Raw genomic sequence first — 15561 nt, forward strand, 5'->3', positions numbered from 1 at the left:
TCCGGACGGCTGTCTGCCGTCCGGACCTTTCGTTTCCCCGGAGCACCTCAGGGTGCCGGCCGCTACTTCCCGAAGCGGCGTTGCCGGCCGGCGTACGAGCGGATCGCGCGCAGGAAGTCCACACGGCGGAACGCCGGCCAGTAGCAGTCCACCCAGTGCATCTCGGCGTACGCGGACTGCCAGAGCAGGAAGCCCGACAGCCGCTGCTCGCCGGAGGTCCGGATGATGAAGTCGGTGTGGTCGGCCGTCGGCGAGTACAGGTGCCGGGAGATGTCGTCGATGTCGAACCGCTCGGCCAGTTCGGCGGGGTCGCCGCCCGCCGCGATGTGCGCGGCGAACGCGCTCTTGACCGCGTCGACGATCTCGCGCCGGCCGCCGTAGCCGACCGCGATGTCCACCTTGAGCCCGCCACGCCCGGCCGTCGTGGCGGTGGCCTGCTTGAGGACCTCGGCGGTGGCTCCGGGCAGCAGGTCCAGCGAACCGATCACCTGGACCTCCCAGGGACGGCCCGCGGCCGTGATGTCCTGGACGGTCTCCTTGATGATCTCGATCAGCGGGCCGAGTTCGTCGGCGGGGCGCCCGAGGTTGTCGTCGGAGAGCATGAACAGGGTCACGCGCTCGATTCCCGCGGCCGTGCACCAGTCCAGGAACTCGGTCGCCTTGGCGCCGCCCGCCCGGTACCCCTCCCGGAGGTCCTTGTGGCCCGCCTGGCGGGCCCAGCGCCGGTTGCCGTCGAGCATGATCCCGACGTGTTGCGGGCGGGGCAGCCCCACCAGGGTGGCGGCCAGCCGGCGCTCGTACACCGCCTCTATCGGCCGTCGGAGGAACAGCGGGAGCAGCTTCACGAACCAACTCCATCATGTTGCGGTTTAGCCTCCGCGGACCCTATCAGCGGTGTCCGGTGGCCCTCCGCGGACGTCCTCGACCGCGGTGCCGCGCACGCCAGTCGGCTCGCCGCCGGGCCCACGGGCACGGCCCCCGGCAGGTGCGCCGGGGGCCGTGACACGAGCTGCGGGTACGCCGTTACGGCAGGTTGCGGGCCATGACGATCCGCTGGACCTGGTTCGTGCCCTCGTAGATCTGGGTGATCTTGGCGTCGCGCATCATGCGCTCCACCGGGTAGTCCCGGGTGTAGCCGTAGCCGCCGAGGAGCTGGACGGCGTCCGTCGTGACCTCCATGGCGACGTCGGAGGCGAAGCACTTGGCCGCCGCGCCGAAGAAGGTCAGGTCGCTGTCGAGGCGCTGGGACTTGGCCGCCGCCGCGTAGGTGAGCTGGCGGGCCGCCTCCAGCTTCATCGCCATGTCGGCGAGCATGAACTGGATGCCCTGGAAGTCACCGATCGGCTTGCCGAACTGCTTGCGCTCCTGGACGTAGCCCTTGGCGTAGTCCAGGGCGCCCTGGGCGATGCCGAGGGCCTGGGCCGCGATCGTGATGCGGGTGTGGTCCAGGGTCTTCATCGCGGTGGCGAAGCCGGTGCCCTCCTCGCCGATCATGCGGTCGGCGGGGATACGGACGTTGTCGAGGTAGACCTCGCGCGTCGGGGAGCCCTTGATGCCGAGCTTCTTCTCCGGGGCGCCGAAGGAGACGCCCTCGTCGGACTTCTCGACGACGAACGCCGAGATGCCCTTGGAGCGCTTCGTCGGGTCGGTGACGGCCATGACCGTGTAGTACTCGGAGACGCCAGCGTTGGTGATCCAGCGCTTCACGCCGTTGAGGACCCAGAAGTCCCCGTCACGGACGGCCTTGGTCTTCATGCCCGCCGCGTCCGAACCCGCGTCCGGTTCGGACAGGGCGTACGAGAACATCGCGTCGCCCTTGGCGAGCGGGCCCAGGTACTTCCTCTTCAGCTCCTCGGAGCCGGAGAGGATCACCGGGAGCGAGCCCAGCTTGTTCACGGCGGGGATCAGCGAGGAGGACGCGCAGACACGGGCCACCTCCTCGATCACGATGACCGTGGCGAGCGCGTCGGCACCCGCGCCGCCGTACTCCTCCGGGACGTGGACCGCGTGCAGGTCCGAGGCCACCAGGGCGTCCAGGGCCTCCTGCGGGAAGCGGCCCTCCTCGTCCACCTCCGCGGCGAACGGACCGATCTTGGCCTCGGCGAGCGAACGGATCGTCTCGCGGAGCATGTCGTGCTCCTCGGCCGGACGGTAGAGGTCGAAGTCGGTCGAACCCGCCAAGACGTTCACTCCCCAAGGATGCTAACTACTGTTAAGTAACCCAATTTTAGTGGCCGGGGTCCGGCCCGGCATACCGGCCGGGTACGTGAGCTTGCCGACAGCCGCAAAACAGGGGTTCCACAGGCCCGGATATGCTCGGCTCCGCACGTCTGTCCGCATCGTTCAGGAGCACCCATGGCCCTCAGGATCACTGTGATCGGCACCGGCTACCTCGGCGCCACCCATGCCGCGGCCATGGCGGAGCTGGGCTTCGAAGTCCTCGGGCTCGATGTCGTGCCCGAGAAGATCGAGATGCTCTCGGCGGGCCGGGTGCCGATGTACGAGCCGGGGCTGGAGGAGATCCTGCAGAAGCACGTCGCGGGTATCGAAGGCTCCAGCGGGCGGCTGCGCTTCACCACGTCGTGGGAGGAGATCGGCGCCTTCGGCGACGTGCACTTCGTCTGCGTGAACACGCCCCAGAAGCACGGTGAGTACGCCTGTGACATGAGCTACGTGGACAGTGCCTTCGAGTCGCTGGCCCCGCAGCTGACGCGGCCCGCCCTGGTCGTCGGCAAGTCCACCGTGCCGGTGGGTTCCGCCGCGCGGCTCGCGGCACGGCTGGCCGAGCTCGCACCTGCCGGCACGGACGCCGAGCTGGCCTGGAACCCGGAGTTCCTGCGCGAGGGCTTCGCCGTCAACGACACGCTGCACCCGGACCGGATCGTCGTCGGGGTGGAGAGCGAGCGGGCCGAGAAGCTGCTGCGCGAGGTGTACGCGGGACCTGTCGGCGAGGGGTCGCCGTTCGTGGTGACGGACTTCCCGACGGCCGAGCTGGTGAAGACCTCGGCGAACTCGTTCCTGGCGACCAAGATCTCGTTCATCAACGCGATGGCGGAGGTCTGCGAGGCCGCCGACGGTGACGTCGTGAAGCTGGCCGAGGCGATCGGTCACGACGAGCGGATCGGCAAGAAGTTCCTGCGGGCCGGGATCGGCTTCGGCGGGGGCTGCCTGCCCAAGGACATCCGGGCCTTCATGGCGCGCGCCGGTGAGCTGGGCGCGGACCAGGCGCTGACGTTCCTGCGCGAGGTGGACTCCATCAACATGCGCCGTCGCGGGCACATGGTGGAGCTCGCCCGCGAAGCGGTGGGCGGGGACTCGTTCCTCGGGCAGCGGGTGGCGGTGCTGGGCGCGACGTTCAAGCCGGACTCGGACGACGTACGGGATTCGCCTGCGCTGAACGTGGCGGGGCAGATCCATCTGCAGGGCGGCCAGGTGACGGTCTTCGACCCGAAGGGCATGGACAACGCCCGGCGGCTCTTCCCGACGCTCGGTTACGCGGACACGGCGCTGGACGCGGTGCGCGGGGCGGACGTGGTGCTGCACCTGACGGAGTGGCGCGAATTCCGTGAGCTGGACGCGGCGGCCCTGGGCGAGGTCGTGGGGCGGCGGATCATCCTGGACGGCCGCAACGCGCTGGACCCGGCGGCGTGGCGCGACGCGGGGTGGACGTACCGGGCCATGGGCCGGCCGAAGGCGTAGCGCCCGGCGGGGCGGGGGCGGGATGACCGGTTCCGCCCGGTGGTCGTTTTGTCCTCGATCGCCGGACGGGCTTGATTCGGCCCTGCCGCCGGGCGGGATGGTTCGCCCCGCCCGGCGGTTCTGTGCGGCTACGCCGCCGGGCCGTCCAGGTCGTCGATCGTCGCGTGCGAGGGGCCGTACTGCGCGCTGAGGTCGCGGGACACCGCTTCCGCGTCGCGCAGGACCCGTACCGCGTTCCGCCAGGTCAGCTTGGCGAGGTCGGTCTCCGACCAGCCTCGGGTGAGCAGCTCGGCGATCAGGCGCGGGTAGCCGGAGACGTCCTCCAGGCCCTCGGGGAGGAACGCCGTGCCGTCGTAGTCGCCGCCGATGCCGATGTGGTCGATTCCGGCGATCTCGCGCATGTGGTCGAGGTGGTCGGCGATCGTCGCCACCGTGGCCAGGGGGCGCGGGTTGGCGGCCTCGAAGTCCGCGTGGATGCGCATCGCGGCCGGGGTGGTGTCGAGGTGGTGCAGGCCGTGCTCGCGCATGTTGCGGTCGGCGGCCAGCGTCCACTCGACGGCCGCCGGGAGGACGAACTTCGGTACGAAGGTCGCCATCGCCACACCACCGTTGGCGGCGAGCATGCGCAGCACGTCGTCGGGGATGTTGCGCGGGTGGTCGCAGACCGCGCGGGCGGAGGAGTGCGAGAAGATCACCGGCGCGACGGAGGTGGCGAGGGCGTCACGCATCGTGCTGGCCGCCACGTGGGAGAGATCGACCAGCATGCCGATGCGGTTCATCTCCCGCACGACCTGGCGGCCGAACTCCGACAGGCCGCCGGCCCGCGCGGTGTCGGTCGCCGAGTCCGCCCAGTCGGTGTTGTCGTTGTGCGTCAGCGTCATGTAGCGGACGCCGAGGGTGTGCAGCGCGCGCAGGGTGCCCAGCGAGTTGTTGATGGAGTGACCGCCCTCGGCACCCATCAGGGACGCGATGCGTCCTTCGGCGCGGGCCTTCTCCATGTCGTCGGCGGTCAGCGCGCGCCGCAGGTCCACCGGGTGGCGCGCCAGGAGCTCGCCGACCACGTCGATCTGCTCCAGCGTGGCGCTGACCGCGTCGTCGCCGGTCAGCCGGGTGGAGACGTAGACGGACCAGAACTGCGCACCGACGCCGCCGGCCCGCAGACGCGGGATGTCGGTGTGCAGCACGCCGGTCTGGTCGGTGGCGATGTCGCGGGCTTCCAGGTCGTAGCCGACCTGCTCGCGCAGGGCCCAGGGGAGGTCGTTGTGGCCGTCGACGACGGGGTGGTCGGCGAGGAGCAGCCGGGCGCGGTCCAGGTGGTCCATGGGGCGCCTACTTCCCGAAGCCGAAGGAGTCCGCGCCCTCGACCTTGGCGCGCAGTCGTTTGCCCTTCTCGGTGGCCTGGTCGTTCAGCTCCTGCAGGAACTCCTGCATCCGCTCCTGGAGGGCGGGGTCGGACACGGCGAGGATCCGTGCGGCCAGCAGGCCCGCGTTGCGCGCGCCGCCTACGGAGACGGTGGCGACGGGGACCCCGGCCGGCATCTGGACGATGGAGAGCAGGCTGTCCATGCCGTCCAGGTACTTCAGCGGTACGGGCACGCCGATGACGGGGAGCGGGGTCACGGAGGCGAGCATGCCGGGCAGGTGGGCCGCTCCCCCGGCGCCCGCGATGATCGCCTTGAGGCCGCGGTCCGCCGCCTGCTCGCCGTACGCGATCATCTCGCGCGGCATGCGGTGGGCGGAGACGACGTCGACCTCGTAGCGGATCTCGAACTCGTCGAGTGCCTTCGCGGCGGCTTCCATGACGGGCCAGTCGGAGTCCGAGCCCATGACGATGCCGATGACGGGGGCGGTACCGGAAGAAGTCATTCGGTGATTGTTCCTCGCAGGTAGTCGGCCGCGTGCCGGGCGCGCTCCCGCACGTCCGCCAGGTCGTCGCCGTAGGTGTTGACGTGGCCGACCTTGCGGCCGGGCTTCACGTCCTTGCCGTACATGTGGATCTTGAGCTGCGGGTCGCGGGCCATGCAGTGCAGGTACGCCTGGTACATGTCCGGGTAGTCGCCGCCCAGGACGTTGCACATGACCGTCCAGGTGGCGCGCGGGCGCGGGTCGCCGAGCGGGAGGTCGAGGACGGCCCGCACGTGGTTGGCGAACTGCGAGGTGATCGCGCCGTCCTGGGTCCAGTGCCCGGAGTTGTGCGGGCGCATCGCCAGCTCGTTCACCAGGATCCCGGGGGTCCCGTCGGCGTGACGGATCTCGAACAGCTCGACCGCGAGATGACCGACCACACCGAGTTCGGCGGCGATCCGCAGGGCGAGCTGCTGGGCCTCGCCGGCCAGCCGTTCGTCCAGGCCGGGGGCCGGGGCGATGACGGTGTCGCAGACGCCGTCGACCTGGATGGACTCGACGACCGGGTAGGCGACGGCCTGGCCGTGCGGCGAGCGGACGATGTCGGCCGCCAGCTCCCGTACGAAGTCGACCTTCTCCTCGGCGAGCACGGGGACGCCGGCGCGGAAGGGCTCCGCGGCGTCGGCCGCGGAGCGGACCACCCACACGCCCTTGCCGTCGTAGCCGCCGCGGACCGTCTTGAGGATGACGGGGAAGCCGTCCCCCTCCTCGGCGAAGGCGGCGACGTCGGCCGCGTCCGTCACGATGCGGTGGCGGGGGCAGGGGGCGCCGATCTCCATGAGCTTCGCGCGCATCACCCCCTTGTCCTGGGCGTGCACCAGGGCGTCAGGACCGGGGCGGACGGGGATGCCGTCCGCCTCCAGGGCCCGCAGGTGCTCGGTCGGCACGTGCTCGTGATCGAAGGTGATCACGTCGCAGCCGCGTGCGAAGGCGCGCAGCGTCTCCAGGTCGCGGTAGTCGCCGATGACGACTTCGCCGACGACCTGGGCGGCCGAGTCCTGAGGGGTGTCACTGAGGAGCTTGAACTTGAGGCCGAGGGGGATACCCGCCTCGTGGGTCATACGGGCGAGCTGACCGCCGCCGACCATGCCGACTACAGGGAACGTCACGCCTCCAGGGTATCGGGCGCGCGGAAGCTCCCCTCACCCTCTCCTACCTCCCTCCCATGAAGGGGTGGACGTCACGCCGCCCAGTCTGCCCACAGGCATCACACGGGAGGGCTGGTTAGCATGGCCGGGTTGACGGAACCGGACGGACGGGACGAGCGATCACCATGAGCGAACGGGGCGCACTGCGGGCCCGGCTTGATCTGCTGGCCCGGGAGGTCGCCAAGTTCGGCGCGGTCGGCGCATTCGGCCTGGTCGTGAACATCGCCGTCTCCAACCTGATCTGGCGGACGACGGACATTCCGGTGGTGCGGGCCGGGCTGATGGGGACGGTCGTCGCCATCCTCTTCAACTACGTCGGCTTCCGCTACTGGACCTACCGTGACCGCGACAAGAGCGGTCGGACGCGTGAACTGACGCTGTTCCTGCTGTTCAGCGCCGTCGGGGCGCTGATCGAGACGGGCGTGCTGTACGTGGCGACGTACGGCTTCGGGTGGAACAGCCCGGTCCAGAGCAATGTCTTCAAGATCCTGGGGATCGGGATCGCCACGCTGTTCCGCTTCTGGTCGTACCGCAGCTGGGTCTTCAAGGCGCTGCCCGCCAAGGAGGCCGTGCTGAACGCGGAACGATTTCTGGAGCAGCGACGACCCGCCGACGAGGTAGTCCCCGGCCCCGTGGGCCACTGACGCACCACACCGGCTGCCGGGTGTTCATCGGACCGGGCGTTCCGGTTCCTTGCGGTTGGGGGGAATCCTGCTGAGGAAGAGGGCGAAGACCGGGGGCTGCTGCTGGAGCAGTTCGAGCCGGCCACCGTCGGCCTCCGCGAGATCCCGGGCGACGGCGAGGCCGATGCCCGTGGAGTTGCGGCCGCTGATGGTCCGCTCGAAGATCCGGGCCCCGAGGTCGGCGGGCACTCCGGGTCCCTCGTCGGTCACCTCGACGACGACCTGGTTGCCGGTGACGCGGGTGCGCAGCGCGACGGTGCCGCCGCCGTGCATCAGTGAGTTCTCGATCAGCGCGGCGAGCACCTGGGCGACCGCGCCGGGGGTGCCGACGGCCTGCAGTTCGTGCTTCCCGGAGCAGACGACGGCGCGGCCGGCGCTGCGGTAGGCCGGGCGCCACTCCTCCAGCTGCTGCTTGACGACCTCGTCGAGGTCGAAGACGACGGCGGAGCCGGTGCGCGCGTCACGGGCGTTGGTCAGCAGCCGCTCCACCACGTCGGTGAGCCGCTCGACCTGGGTGAGCGCGATGCTCGCCTCCTCCTTCACCGTGTCCGGGTCGTCGGTGGAGTAGATCTCCTCGATCCGCATCGAGAGCGCGGTCAGCGGGGTGCGGAGCTGGTGCGAGGCGTCCGCGGCGAGGCGTCGTTCGGCGGTCAGCATCCGGGCGATCCGCTCGGCGGAGGCGTCCAGGACATCGGCGACCCTGTCCAGTTCGGTGACCCCGTACCGCTTGCGCCGGGGGCGCGGGTCGCCGGAGCCGAGGCGTTCGGCGGTCTCGGCGAGGTCGGTGAGCGGCGAGGTCAGCCGGTTGGCCTGGCGTACGGCGAGGAGTACGGCGGAGACGATCGCGAGGAGCGCCACCGCCCCGATGATCAGCAGGGTCCGGCCGACCTCGCGGGTGACGGCGGAGCGGGACTCCTCGACGGTGACCTTCTCGCCCTGCTCTCCCGTCTCCGAACTGCTGATGATGCTGCCCGTGGGGCGTTCGCCGACCTCGATGGGGGCCCGCCCCGGAATCTCGACGCGTGCGTACCGGTCGGGGCCGACCTGTTCGGAGAGGACGGCGGGAGTGATCCGCTCCGCGCCGAGCAGGCGGCTCTCGACGACGCTGATCAGCCGCAGCGCCTCGGAGTCGACACTCTCCTGGGCGCTGTTGCTGATGGTGCGGGTCTCGACGATGACGAGGGAGACGCCGAAGACGGCGATCACCACGAGCACCACGGCGAGAGTGGAATTGATCAGTCGGCGGCGCATGACTGTTTCTGTACGTCAGCTCTTCTCGAACCGGAAGCCGACGCCCCGCACGGTGGCGATGTAACGGGGATTGGCCGCGTCGTCGCCGAGCTTCTTGCGGAGCCAGGAGATGTGCATGTCGAGGGTCTTCGTGGAGGACCACCATGTGGTGTCCCAGACCTCGCGCATCAGCTGGTCGCGGGTGACGACCCGGCCGGCGTCCCGGACGAGGACCCTGAGCAGGTCGAACTCCTTCGCGGTGAGCTGGAGTTCCTCCTCGCCCATCCAGGCACGGTGCGACTCGACGTCGATCCGTACGCCGTGGGTGGCGGGCTGCGGGGCGGGCTCGGCCGCGCCGCGCCGCAGCAGGGCGCGGACCCGGGCGAGGAGCTCGGCGAGACGGAAGGGCTTGGTGACGTAGTCGTCGGCGCCGGCGTCCAGGCCGACCACCGTGTCGACCTCGTCGGCGCGGGCGGTCAGGACGAGGATCGGTACGGCGTGCCCGTCGGCGCGCAGTCGCCGGGCGACTTCGAGGCCGTCCATCCCGGGCAGTCCCAGGTCGAGCACGACCAGGTCGATGCCTCCCTGGAGTCCGGCGTCGAGTGCGGTCGGACCGTCCTCGCGGACCTCGACCTCGTAACCCTCACGACGCAGGGCGCGGGCCAGTGGCTCCGAGATGGATGCGTCGTCCTCGGCGAGCAGTACACGGGTCATGCAGTGATGGTAGTCCGCGTGGAGCGCCCGGGGTGAGGCGCTCGACAAGCCCTGCGGGACAGGGTCATGAATCGGTCATCCACCTTGGAACATGAGACCGTGGACCCCTTATCACCTGTGATCCATCTCTCAAGTCCTTTCATATCCCCGTGTGTCGTGTCGTATGGTTGCTCGACGCCTGTTGCACCACTGAAGGACCTTTGGGCATCTTTTAGCGCCAAGGGTCTCTTTTGTGTGCGGGCCGGGTTCCCACCGGCCGTGACCAGTGAATGACCTATGGGCCGGGCCCGGAGCGTGAGGACACGCACCGGGCGTGGATCCCGGTGCGGTCGGTCCCCGAGTCCGCCCCCGCTCCCCCACGGAGCCGGTGACCGGATCGAACTCCCCGAGGCGTCGGGGGTGGGGCGCAGCCGTGCCGGTGCCGGCTACCCCCCACCGGGCGCGTACCACCCCTGCGGTGACGCGTCCCGACCAGCAAGGATCGATCATGGCGTCCAGCCTGACGAAGGACTCGGCCAGTACCGCTGGTTCGGAGAAGACCTTCTTCGGCCACCCCCGCGGCCTGGCCACTCTCTTCATGACCGAGATGTGGGAGCGCTTCAGCTATTACGGCATGCGCGCACTTCTCCCGCTCTACCTGATCGCTCCCAACGGGCTCGACATGAACCCGGGCACGGCCACGGCGATCTATTCGGTCTACCTGTCGCTGGTGTACCTGCTCGCCATGCCCGGCGGCTGGTTCGGCGACCGGGTATGGGGCCCGCGCAAGACCGTCGCGATCGCCGGCGGCACGATCATGCTCGGCCACCTGGTGCTGGCACTGCCCTCCGAGGGCACGTTCTTCGCCGGTCTCGGCCTGGTGGCGATCGGCTCCGGTCTGCTGAAGTCCAACATCTCGACGATGGTCGGCCACCTGTACGACGGCCCGGACGACCCGCGCCGCGACGGTGGCTTCACGATCTTCTACATGGGCATCAACCTGGGTGCCTTCGCCGCGCCCCTCGTCATCGGCACGATCGGCGAGAACGTCGACTGGCACCTGGGCTTCGCCCTCGCCGCCCTCGGCATGGGGCTGGGTGTCGCCCAGTTCCTGCTCGGCACGCGCCACCTGAACGAGCGCAGCCTGATCGTCCCGAAGCCGCTGAGCGCCGACGAGCGTGCCTCGACCCTGCGCAAGGCCATGATCTGGATGGGTGTCGCGGCCGTCTTCTACATCGGTACGGTCGTCACCGGCGTCTACACGCTGAACTGGCTGCTGGTCCCGATCACGATCGCGGGCCTCGTCATCCCGGTGCTGGTCCTGACGCGCATCAAGCGCGACAAGGAGCTCAGCGACACCGAGCAGAAGAAGATGTCCGGCTACATCTGGTTCTTCGTGGCCGCCGCCATCTTCTGGATGATCTACGACCAGGGTGGTTCGACCCTGGCGATCTTCGCCGACTCCTCGGCCGAGAACTCGGTCCTCGGCTGGGACTTCCCGGTCTCCTGGTACCAGTCGGTCAACCCGGTCCTGATCATGGCGCTGGCCCCGGTCTTCGCCGCCTTCTGGATGGCGCTGAACCGGCGGGGCAAGGAGCCCAGCACGATCGTGAAGTTCAGCTCCGGTCTGGTGCTGGTCGGTGCGTCGTTCTTCCTGTTCCTGCTGCCGCTGACGATCGCGGGCGACGGTCACAAGGCCGCCGCGATGTGGCTGGTCGCGATCTACTTCGTGCAGACCGTCGCCGAGCTGACACTCTCCCCGGTCGGCCTCTCGGTCACCACGAAGATGGCTCCGGCCAAGTACGCCAGCCAGATGATGGGTGTCTGGTTCCTGGCGGTCACCGCCGGCGACTGCACCACGGGGCTGCTGTCCATCGCGGGCGTCGAGCTCAACGGCACCGGGGTGGTGGCGCTCCAGGCCACCCTCGCGGTGGCCGCCGGTGTCGCGATCTTCATGTACCGCGGCAAGGTCAAGACGCTCATGGGCGACGTCCGCTGACACGGACGCCCGCCCGTACGCGGGGGCCGTCGCACCGACCAGGTGCGGCGGCCCTCGCGGCGTTTCCGGCTGCCGCAGCGTTCCCGGCTGCCGAGGCCGGCGTTTCCGGCTGGGGTGCGGGAGCCGCTTCCTGGCGGGTACGGAGGTCGGCTTCCGGGCGCGTGCGGGAGCCGCTTCCTGGCAGATACGGCAGAAGAGCGCGCCGGGGAACGGCGCGCTCTTCGGGCAATGCGGGTGGCGGCGGGGCTACGCGGGCGCGGCGAGCTCCGCCCAGACGGTCTTGCCCGGCTCGTCCGGCGTACGCGCGACGCCCCAGTCCAGACAGAGCCGCTGCACGATGAACATGCCGTGCCCACCGGGCCGGCCCGCGCGGTGCGGGTTGCGCGGGGCGGGCTGACCCGCTCCGCGGTCGACGACCTCGACCCGCAGCACCTTGGGTGAGCAGGCGATACGGAGCTCCTCGGGACCGTCCGCGTGCAGGCAGGCGTTCGTCACGAGCTCGGAGACGACCAGCAGGACGTCCTCGGCGGCGGCCCGCCGGTCCGCGCCGGTCGCCGGGAGCCAGCCCCAGTCGTGCAGGGCCTGCCGGGCGAAATCACGGGCCGTCGGCACGATGCCGCTGGCCTGCCGCAGCGAGAGCGTGCGCCACTGCCGGTCCGCAGGTACGGCAGGGGCGGGGCCCGTACCGTCCGGCTCGCGGCCGAGGCCGCCCGGCGGATGCTGCCGGGTGGTGCTCATCAGCGCTTCACCTCACCGATTCACCGTGTTGCCATCGAACAGATACTGGTCAGATACAGAGTGTGCGCGATCCATGACCCCGCCGGGGTGTCTCCTGCCCTGCCGGATCGTGACAACACCCACTTCGGCTACGCCACAAGCGTGACGCGAGCGATACGCGGGGCGTCCGGTGACCGGACACGCACAGAGGAAGCGCTGTCAGGTGCGCAGGGCCTCTTCGAGCGAGGCATGGACGGTGAAGACCGCTTCCGCCCCCGTGATCTCGAAGACACGGGCCACCACGGGCAGCATTCCGGCCAGATGAACCCCTCCCCCGGCCGCCTCGGCCTTCAGACGGGCACCGAGCAGCACGTTGAGCCCGGTGGAATCGCAGAACTCCAGCCGCGAGCAGTCGACCACCAGACGCGCACGCCCTTGCTCGACCGCACTCTCCAGCGGCTCCCGCAGCAGATCGGCGGTGTGGTGATCGAGCTCGCCCACAGGCGTCACGACCTCGCTGAGCCCCTCGGTCCGGGCCTCGACCTGTAGCCGACCCCGGTTCGCACTGCCGACCGTCCCGCGGTCCATGCCCGATTCCTCTTCGCCGTCCGTCACTGTCCGCGCACTGTCTGCGCGGCCGTCTTCGTGGCTTCCGCCGACGTGCGTAAAACATTACGCGTTTCCCTCGCCACACGGTAGTCAGAGAACTCAACAAAGCGGACATACAAGCCCATTTGGAGCTTGTCACTCGTGGCGTGAACCGGGTATGGGTAGAAGGGACATCACCACCCGGACATTCGATCGGCTTCGGAGGCGCCGCTTCACCGCAGGAACGTATGGGCATCGGCAGCCATATGCCGAGAACGATGGAGGAGAACCATGTCACCCCGGCTCGACGTATCGCGTACCCGCCTCGCGACGTCGGCATGTCCTCAGGGACCGACCGATTCCGACTCCCCCGCCACCGGCGCCGTACCCGGCCCGCGCGGCGAGAACACCGAAGACCTTCCGAGCGAGGGCCTGGAGGGACTCCCCGAGATCCCGCCCTACGCCGAAGTCGGCGCACTGGACGCCAGGGCGCTGTCGAAGACCCTGTTCGCGCGGCTCGAAGCCCTTGAGGAGGGCACCCACGAGTACGCGTACGTACGCAACACCCTCGTCGAACTCAACCTGGCACTGGTCAAGTTCGCCGCCTCCCGGTTCCGCTCACGCAGTGAGCCCATGGAGGACATCGTCCAGGTCGGCACGATCGGGCTGATCAAGGCGATCGACCGCTTCGAGCTCAGCCGGGGCGTCGAGTTCCCGACGTTCGCGATGCCGACCATCATCGGCGAGATCAAGCGCTTCTTCCGCGACACCAGCTGGTCCGTGCGCGTCCCGCGCCGTCTCCAGGAGCTGCGGCTCGACCTCGCCAGGGCGGGCGACGAGCTGGCCCAGCAGCTGGACCGCGCACCCACCGTGGCCGAGCTGGCCGAACGACTCGGCATCGCCGCCGACGAGGTCGTCGAAGGCATGGCCGCGAGCAACGCGTACACCGCTAGCTCGCTGGACGCCAAGCCCGAGGACGACGACAGCGAGGGCGCGCTCGCGGACCGCATGGGCTACGAGGACCACGGGCTCGAAGGCATCGAGTACGTCGAGTCCCTGAAGCCGATGATCGCCTCGCTGCCGACGCGCGACCGCACGATCCTCTCCCTGCGGTTCGTCGCCAACATGACGCAGTCGGAGATCGGCGACGAGCTCGGCATGTCGCAGATGCATGTGTCACGACTGCTCTCCCGGACGCTGGTCAAGCTCAGGAAGGGCCTGACCGTGGAGGAGTGATCCGGCGTCCCGGGCATCCCGGCACGTCGTTGCGGAAGGACCTGTCCCGGCAACGGACGGGTCCTTCCGCATTGTTGACGAAGTGCCACGGAATGGGGCCACATTGGACATGGTTCTGGGGGGGAACACATGGCTCATGGGGAGAGCGGTCGCGGTCCCGCGCCGGAGACGGCGATACCCGGCCGACGGCCAGGGTGAATTCCGGTTCCATGAACGGATGGGCCGGAGCGCCGGACTTCGCCCGGAGCTCCCGCCAGGTCTCGATGTCCCCCGCGCCCAGATCTCCGGTCCTGACCACACGGGTGCGCCGACTGCTCACCGGACCCCCCGGCCCACCCCCTGAGCCACGCTGCCGAGAACGGTCCGGGCACGGTCACTCCGCGGTGGACAGCCACGACATATGGTGACCGGCGGTGATACCCGGGTCCCGTCCTCCGCTTTCGGGACCCTTCGTCACCTGGGTGTCACGCGACCCGTTCGCCGCGCTGCCACACGGCGTAGGCCAGCGGGACCCCCGGCCGGTAGGCGAGGTGGACATGGCTCGGTGCGTCGAGGAGCAGGAGGTCGGCGCGCGCGCCCGGTGCGATGCGGCCGATGTCGGTGCGGCGCAGTGCGGCGGCGCCGCCGGCGGTGGCGGACCAGACCGCTTCGTCGGGGGTCATCCCCATGTCCCGTACGGCGAGGGCGATGCAGAACGGCATGGAGGAGGTGAACGAGGAGCCCGGGTTGCAGTCCGTGGACAGCGCGACCGTGGCGCCCGCGTCGAGGAGGCGGCGGGCGTCGGGCCAGAGCGCGCGGGTGGAGAACTCGGCGCCGGGGAGCAGCGTGGCGACGGTGTCGCCCTGCCCGAGTGCGTCGAGGTCGGCGTCGGTGAGATGGGTGCAGTGGTCGGCGGACGCGGCGTCGAGCTCGACGGCGAGCTGGACCCCGGGGCCGTGGCCGAGCTGGTTGGCGTGGACGCGGGGGTGGAGGCCCTTGGCCAGGCCGGCGGTGAGGATGGCGCGGGCCTGGTCCCCGTCGAAGGCGCCCTTCTCGCAGAACACGTCGATCCAGCGGGCGTGCGGGGCGCAGGCGTCCAGCATCGGTCCGGTGACCAGGTCCACGTAACCGGCGGGGTCGTCGGCGTAGTCGGGCGACACGATGTGGGCACCGAGGTAGGTGACCTCGTCGGTGTGGCGGGCGGCGATGCGCAGGGATCGGGCCTCGTCCTCGACGGTGAGGCCGTATCCGGACTTCGTCTCACAGGTGGTGGTGCCCTGCCGGAGGGCCTCGGCGAGGTAGCGGGCGACGTTGGCGGACAGCGCGTCGTCGGAGGCCGCCCGGGTGGCGGCGACCGTCGTGCGGATGCCGCCCGCGGAGTAGGGGCGCCCGGTCATGCGGGCGTTGAACTCCTGGGTGCGGTCGCCCGCGAACACCAGGTGGGAGTGGGAGTCCACGAAGCCGGGGATCATGGCCCGGCCGCCCGCGTCGAAGGCGTTGTCGGTGGCGGGTGCTTTGCTTGATTCACCGGTCCAGACGATGCGGTCGCCGTCGATGACGACGGCCGCGTCCCGGATCAGGCCCAGGGGGGTCCCGTTTCCGAGGGAGGGGTCGTTCGTGACCAGACAGGCGATGTCGGTGATGGCGGTGGTCGTCATCCGGGGGCAGCTTTCGTCGATGTCGT

Annotated in this window: 14 protein-coding genes and 1 pseudogene; 4 read left to right on the top strand and 11 right to left on the bottom strand. The window is 70.0% G+C overall.

The genetic code is table 11. From position 1 onward, the window contains the following. Positions 1 to 62 precede the first annotated feature (62 nt). Positions 63 to 845 (bottom strand): isoprenyl transferase, encoded by a 783-nt coding sequence (locus OG524_RS14500; protein WP_405390400.1) that lies wholly within the window; start codon positions 843 to 845, stop codon positions 63 to 65. Between the two features lie 178 nt (positions 846 to 1023). Continuing rightward, positions 1024 to 2181: an acyl-CoA dehydrogenase gene (locus tag OG524_RS14505; protein WP_405393197.1), complete on the bottom strand. Its 1158-nt coding sequence runs from the start codon at positions 2179 to 2181 to the stop codon at positions 1024 to 1026. 174 nt (positions 2182 to 2355) lie between these two features. On the opposite strand from OG524_RS14505, the gene OG524_RS14510 reads away from it, so the two are divergent. Further along, the gene (locus OG524_RS14510; protein ID WP_405390399.1) at positions 2356 to 3699 is read left to right on the top strand and encodes a UDP-glucose dehydrogenase family protein; all 1344 of its coding nucleotides are present in this window, start codon (positions 2356 to 2358) and stop codon (positions 3697 to 3699) included. Positions 3700 to 3827: 128 nt separating this feature from the next. Here OG524_RS14510 and OG524_RS14515 read toward each other — a convergent pair whose 3' ends face one another. The 3 genes from OG524_RS14515 to OG524_RS14525 are packed head-to-tail and all read right to left on the bottom strand — an operon-like array spanning position 3828 to position 6692. Then, on the bottom strand, positions 3828 to 5021 hold the full coding sequence (locus OG524_RS14515; RefSeq protein WP_405390398.1) for a dipeptidase: 1194 nt from the start codon (positions 5019 to 5021) through the stop codon (positions 3828 to 3830). A 7-nt stretch (positions 5022 to 5028) separates the two neighbouring features. Further along, positions 5029 to 5565 (bottom strand): 5-(carboxyamino)imidazole ribonucleotide mutase, encoded by a 537-nt coding sequence (gene purE, locus OG524_RS14520; RefSeq protein WP_405390397.1) that lies wholly within the window; start codon positions 5563 to 5565, stop codon positions 5029 to 5031. Continuing rightward, positions 5562 to 6692, bottom strand: coding sequence for a 5-(carboxyamino)imidazole ribonucleotide synthase (locus tag OG524_RS14525; protein ID WP_405812458.1), 1131 nt, complete (start codon positions 6690 to 6692; stop codon positions 5562 to 5564). Before OG524_RS14525 ends, purE begins: the two co-directional genes overlap by 4 nt. Positions 6693 to 6877: 185 nt before the next feature. Between OG524_RS14525 and OG524_RS14530 the strand changes: the two genes are divergently transcribed. Continuing rightward, entirely contained in the window at positions 6878 to 7396 is a 519-nt protein-coding gene (locus tag OG524_RS14530; protein WP_405390396.1) for a GtrA family protein, read from the top strand. Between the two features lie 24 nt (positions 7397 to 7420). Here the strand turns inward: OG524_RS14530 and OG524_RS14535 are convergent, their stop codons facing one another. Both OG524_RS14535 and OG524_RS14540 read right to left on the bottom strand, forming a co-directional pair. Next, positions 7421 to 8686, bottom strand: a complete 1266-nt coding sequence (locus OG524_RS14535) for an ATP-binding protein (RefSeq protein WP_405390395.1) — start codon at positions 8684 to 8686, stop codon at positions 7421 to 7423. Positions 8687 to 8701: 15 nt separating this feature from the next. Next, positions 8702 to 9379 (bottom strand): response regulator transcription factor, encoded by a 678-nt coding sequence (locus OG524_RS14540; RefSeq protein ID WP_405390394.1) that lies wholly within the window; start codon positions 9377 to 9379, stop codon positions 8702 to 8704. Between the two features lie 487 nt (positions 9380 to 9866). On the opposite strand from OG524_RS14540, the gene OG524_RS14545 reads away from it, so the two are divergent. Then, on the top strand, positions 9867 to 11357 hold the full coding sequence (locus OG524_RS14545; protein WP_405390393.1) for an oligopeptide:H+ symporter: 1491 nt from the start codon (positions 9867 to 9869) through the stop codon (positions 11355 to 11357). Between the two features lie 246 nt (positions 11358 to 11603). Here OG524_RS14545 and OG524_RS14550 read toward each other — a convergent pair whose 3' ends face one another. Continuing rightward, positions 11604 to 12095: an ATP-binding protein gene (locus OG524_RS14550; RefSeq protein ID WP_405390391.1), complete on the bottom strand. Its 492-nt coding sequence runs from the start codon at positions 12093 to 12095 to the stop codon at positions 11604 to 11606. Between the two features lie 198 nt (positions 12096 to 12293). Then, positions 12294 to 12662: an STAS domain-containing protein gene (locus OG524_RS14555; RefSeq protein WP_405390390.1), complete on the bottom strand. Its 369-nt coding sequence runs from the start codon at positions 12660 to 12662 to the stop codon at positions 12294 to 12296. Positions 12663 to 12953: 291 nt separating this feature from the next. On the opposite strand from OG524_RS14555, the gene OG524_RS14560 reads away from it, so the two are divergent. Further along, positions 12954 to 13898, top strand: coding sequence for an RNA polymerase sigma factor SigF (locus OG524_RS14560; RefSeq protein WP_405390389.1), 945 nt, complete (start codon positions 12954 to 12956; stop codon positions 13896 to 13898). Between the two features lie 169 nt (positions 13899 to 14067). Here the strand turns inward: OG524_RS14560 and OG524_RS14565 are convergent. Together OG524_RS14565 and hutI are read right to left on the bottom strand one after the other, a co-directional pair. Continuing rightward, a pseudogene (locus OG524_RS14565) lies at positions 14068 to 14217 on the bottom strand (cellulose biosynthesis protein CelD); the annotation flags it as partial. Between the two features lie 145 nt (positions 14218 to 14362). Then, positions 14363 to 15535 carry an imidazolonepropionase gene (gene hutI, locus OG524_RS14570; protein WP_405810540.1) on the bottom strand — a complete coding sequence of 391 codons (1173 nt, stop codon included), beginning with the start codon at positions 15533 to 15535 and terminating at the stop codon, positions 14363 to 14365. Between the last annotated feature and the right edge of the window lie 26 nt (positions 15536 to 15561).

This window comes from Streptomyces sp. NBC_01520 (assembly GCF_045040375.1).
Classification (GTDB): domain Bacteria; phylum Actinomycetota; class Actinomycetes; order Streptomycetales; family Streptomycetaceae; genus Streptomyces.

What these genes read in the sequence shown, in the direction of transcription:
- hutI (WP_405810540.1), bottom strand. Translation starts at nt 15,535, where the DNA reads ATGACGACCACCGCCATCACCGACATCGCCTGTCTGGTCACGAACGAC.
- OG524_RS14540 (WP_405390394.1), bottom strand. Translation starts at nt 9,379, where the DNA reads ATGACCCGTGTACTGCTCGCCGAGGACGACGCATCCATCTCGGAGCCA.
- OG524_RS14535 (WP_405390395.1), bottom strand. Translation starts at nt 8,686, where the DNA reads ATGCGCCGCCGACTGATCAATTCCACTCTCGCCGTGGTGCTCGTGGTG.
- OG524_RS14560 (WP_405390389.1), top strand. Translation starts at nt 12,954, where the DNA reads ATGTCACCCCGGCTCGACGTATCGCGTACCCGCCTCGCGACGTCGGCA.
- OG524_RS14550 (WP_405390391.1), bottom strand. Translation starts at nt 12,095, where the DNA reads ATGAGCACCACCCGGCAGCATCCGCCGGGCGGCCTCGGCCGCGAGCCG.
- OG524_RS14545 (WP_405390393.1), top strand. Translation starts at nt 9,867, where the DNA reads ATGGCGTCCAGCCTGACGAAGGACTCGGCCAGTACCGCTGGTTCGGAG.
- OG524_RS14555 (WP_405390390.1), bottom strand. Translation starts at nt 12,662, where the DNA reads ATGGACCGCGGGACGGTCGGCAGTGCGAACCGGGGTCGGCTACAGGTC.
- OG524_RS14530 (WP_405390396.1), top strand. Translation starts at nt 6,878, where the DNA reads ATGAGCGAACGGGGCGCACTGCGGGCCCGGCTTGATCTGCTGGCCCGG.
- OG524_RS14510 (WP_405390399.1), top strand. Translation starts at nt 2,356, where the DNA reads ATGGCCCTCAGGATCACTGTGATCGGCACCGGCTACCTCGGCGCCACC.
- OG524_RS14515 (WP_405390398.1), bottom strand. Translation starts at nt 5,021, where the DNA reads ATGGACCACCTGGACCGCGCCCGGCTGCTCCTCGCCGACCACCCCGTC.
- purE (WP_405390397.1), bottom strand. Translation starts at nt 5,565, where the DNA reads ATGACTTCTTCCGGTACCGCCCCCGTCATCGGCATCGTCATGGGCTCG.
- OG524_RS14525 (WP_405812458.1), bottom strand. Translation starts at nt 6,692, where the DNA reads ATGGTCGGCGGCGGTCAGCTCGCCCGTATGACCCACGAGGCGGGTATC.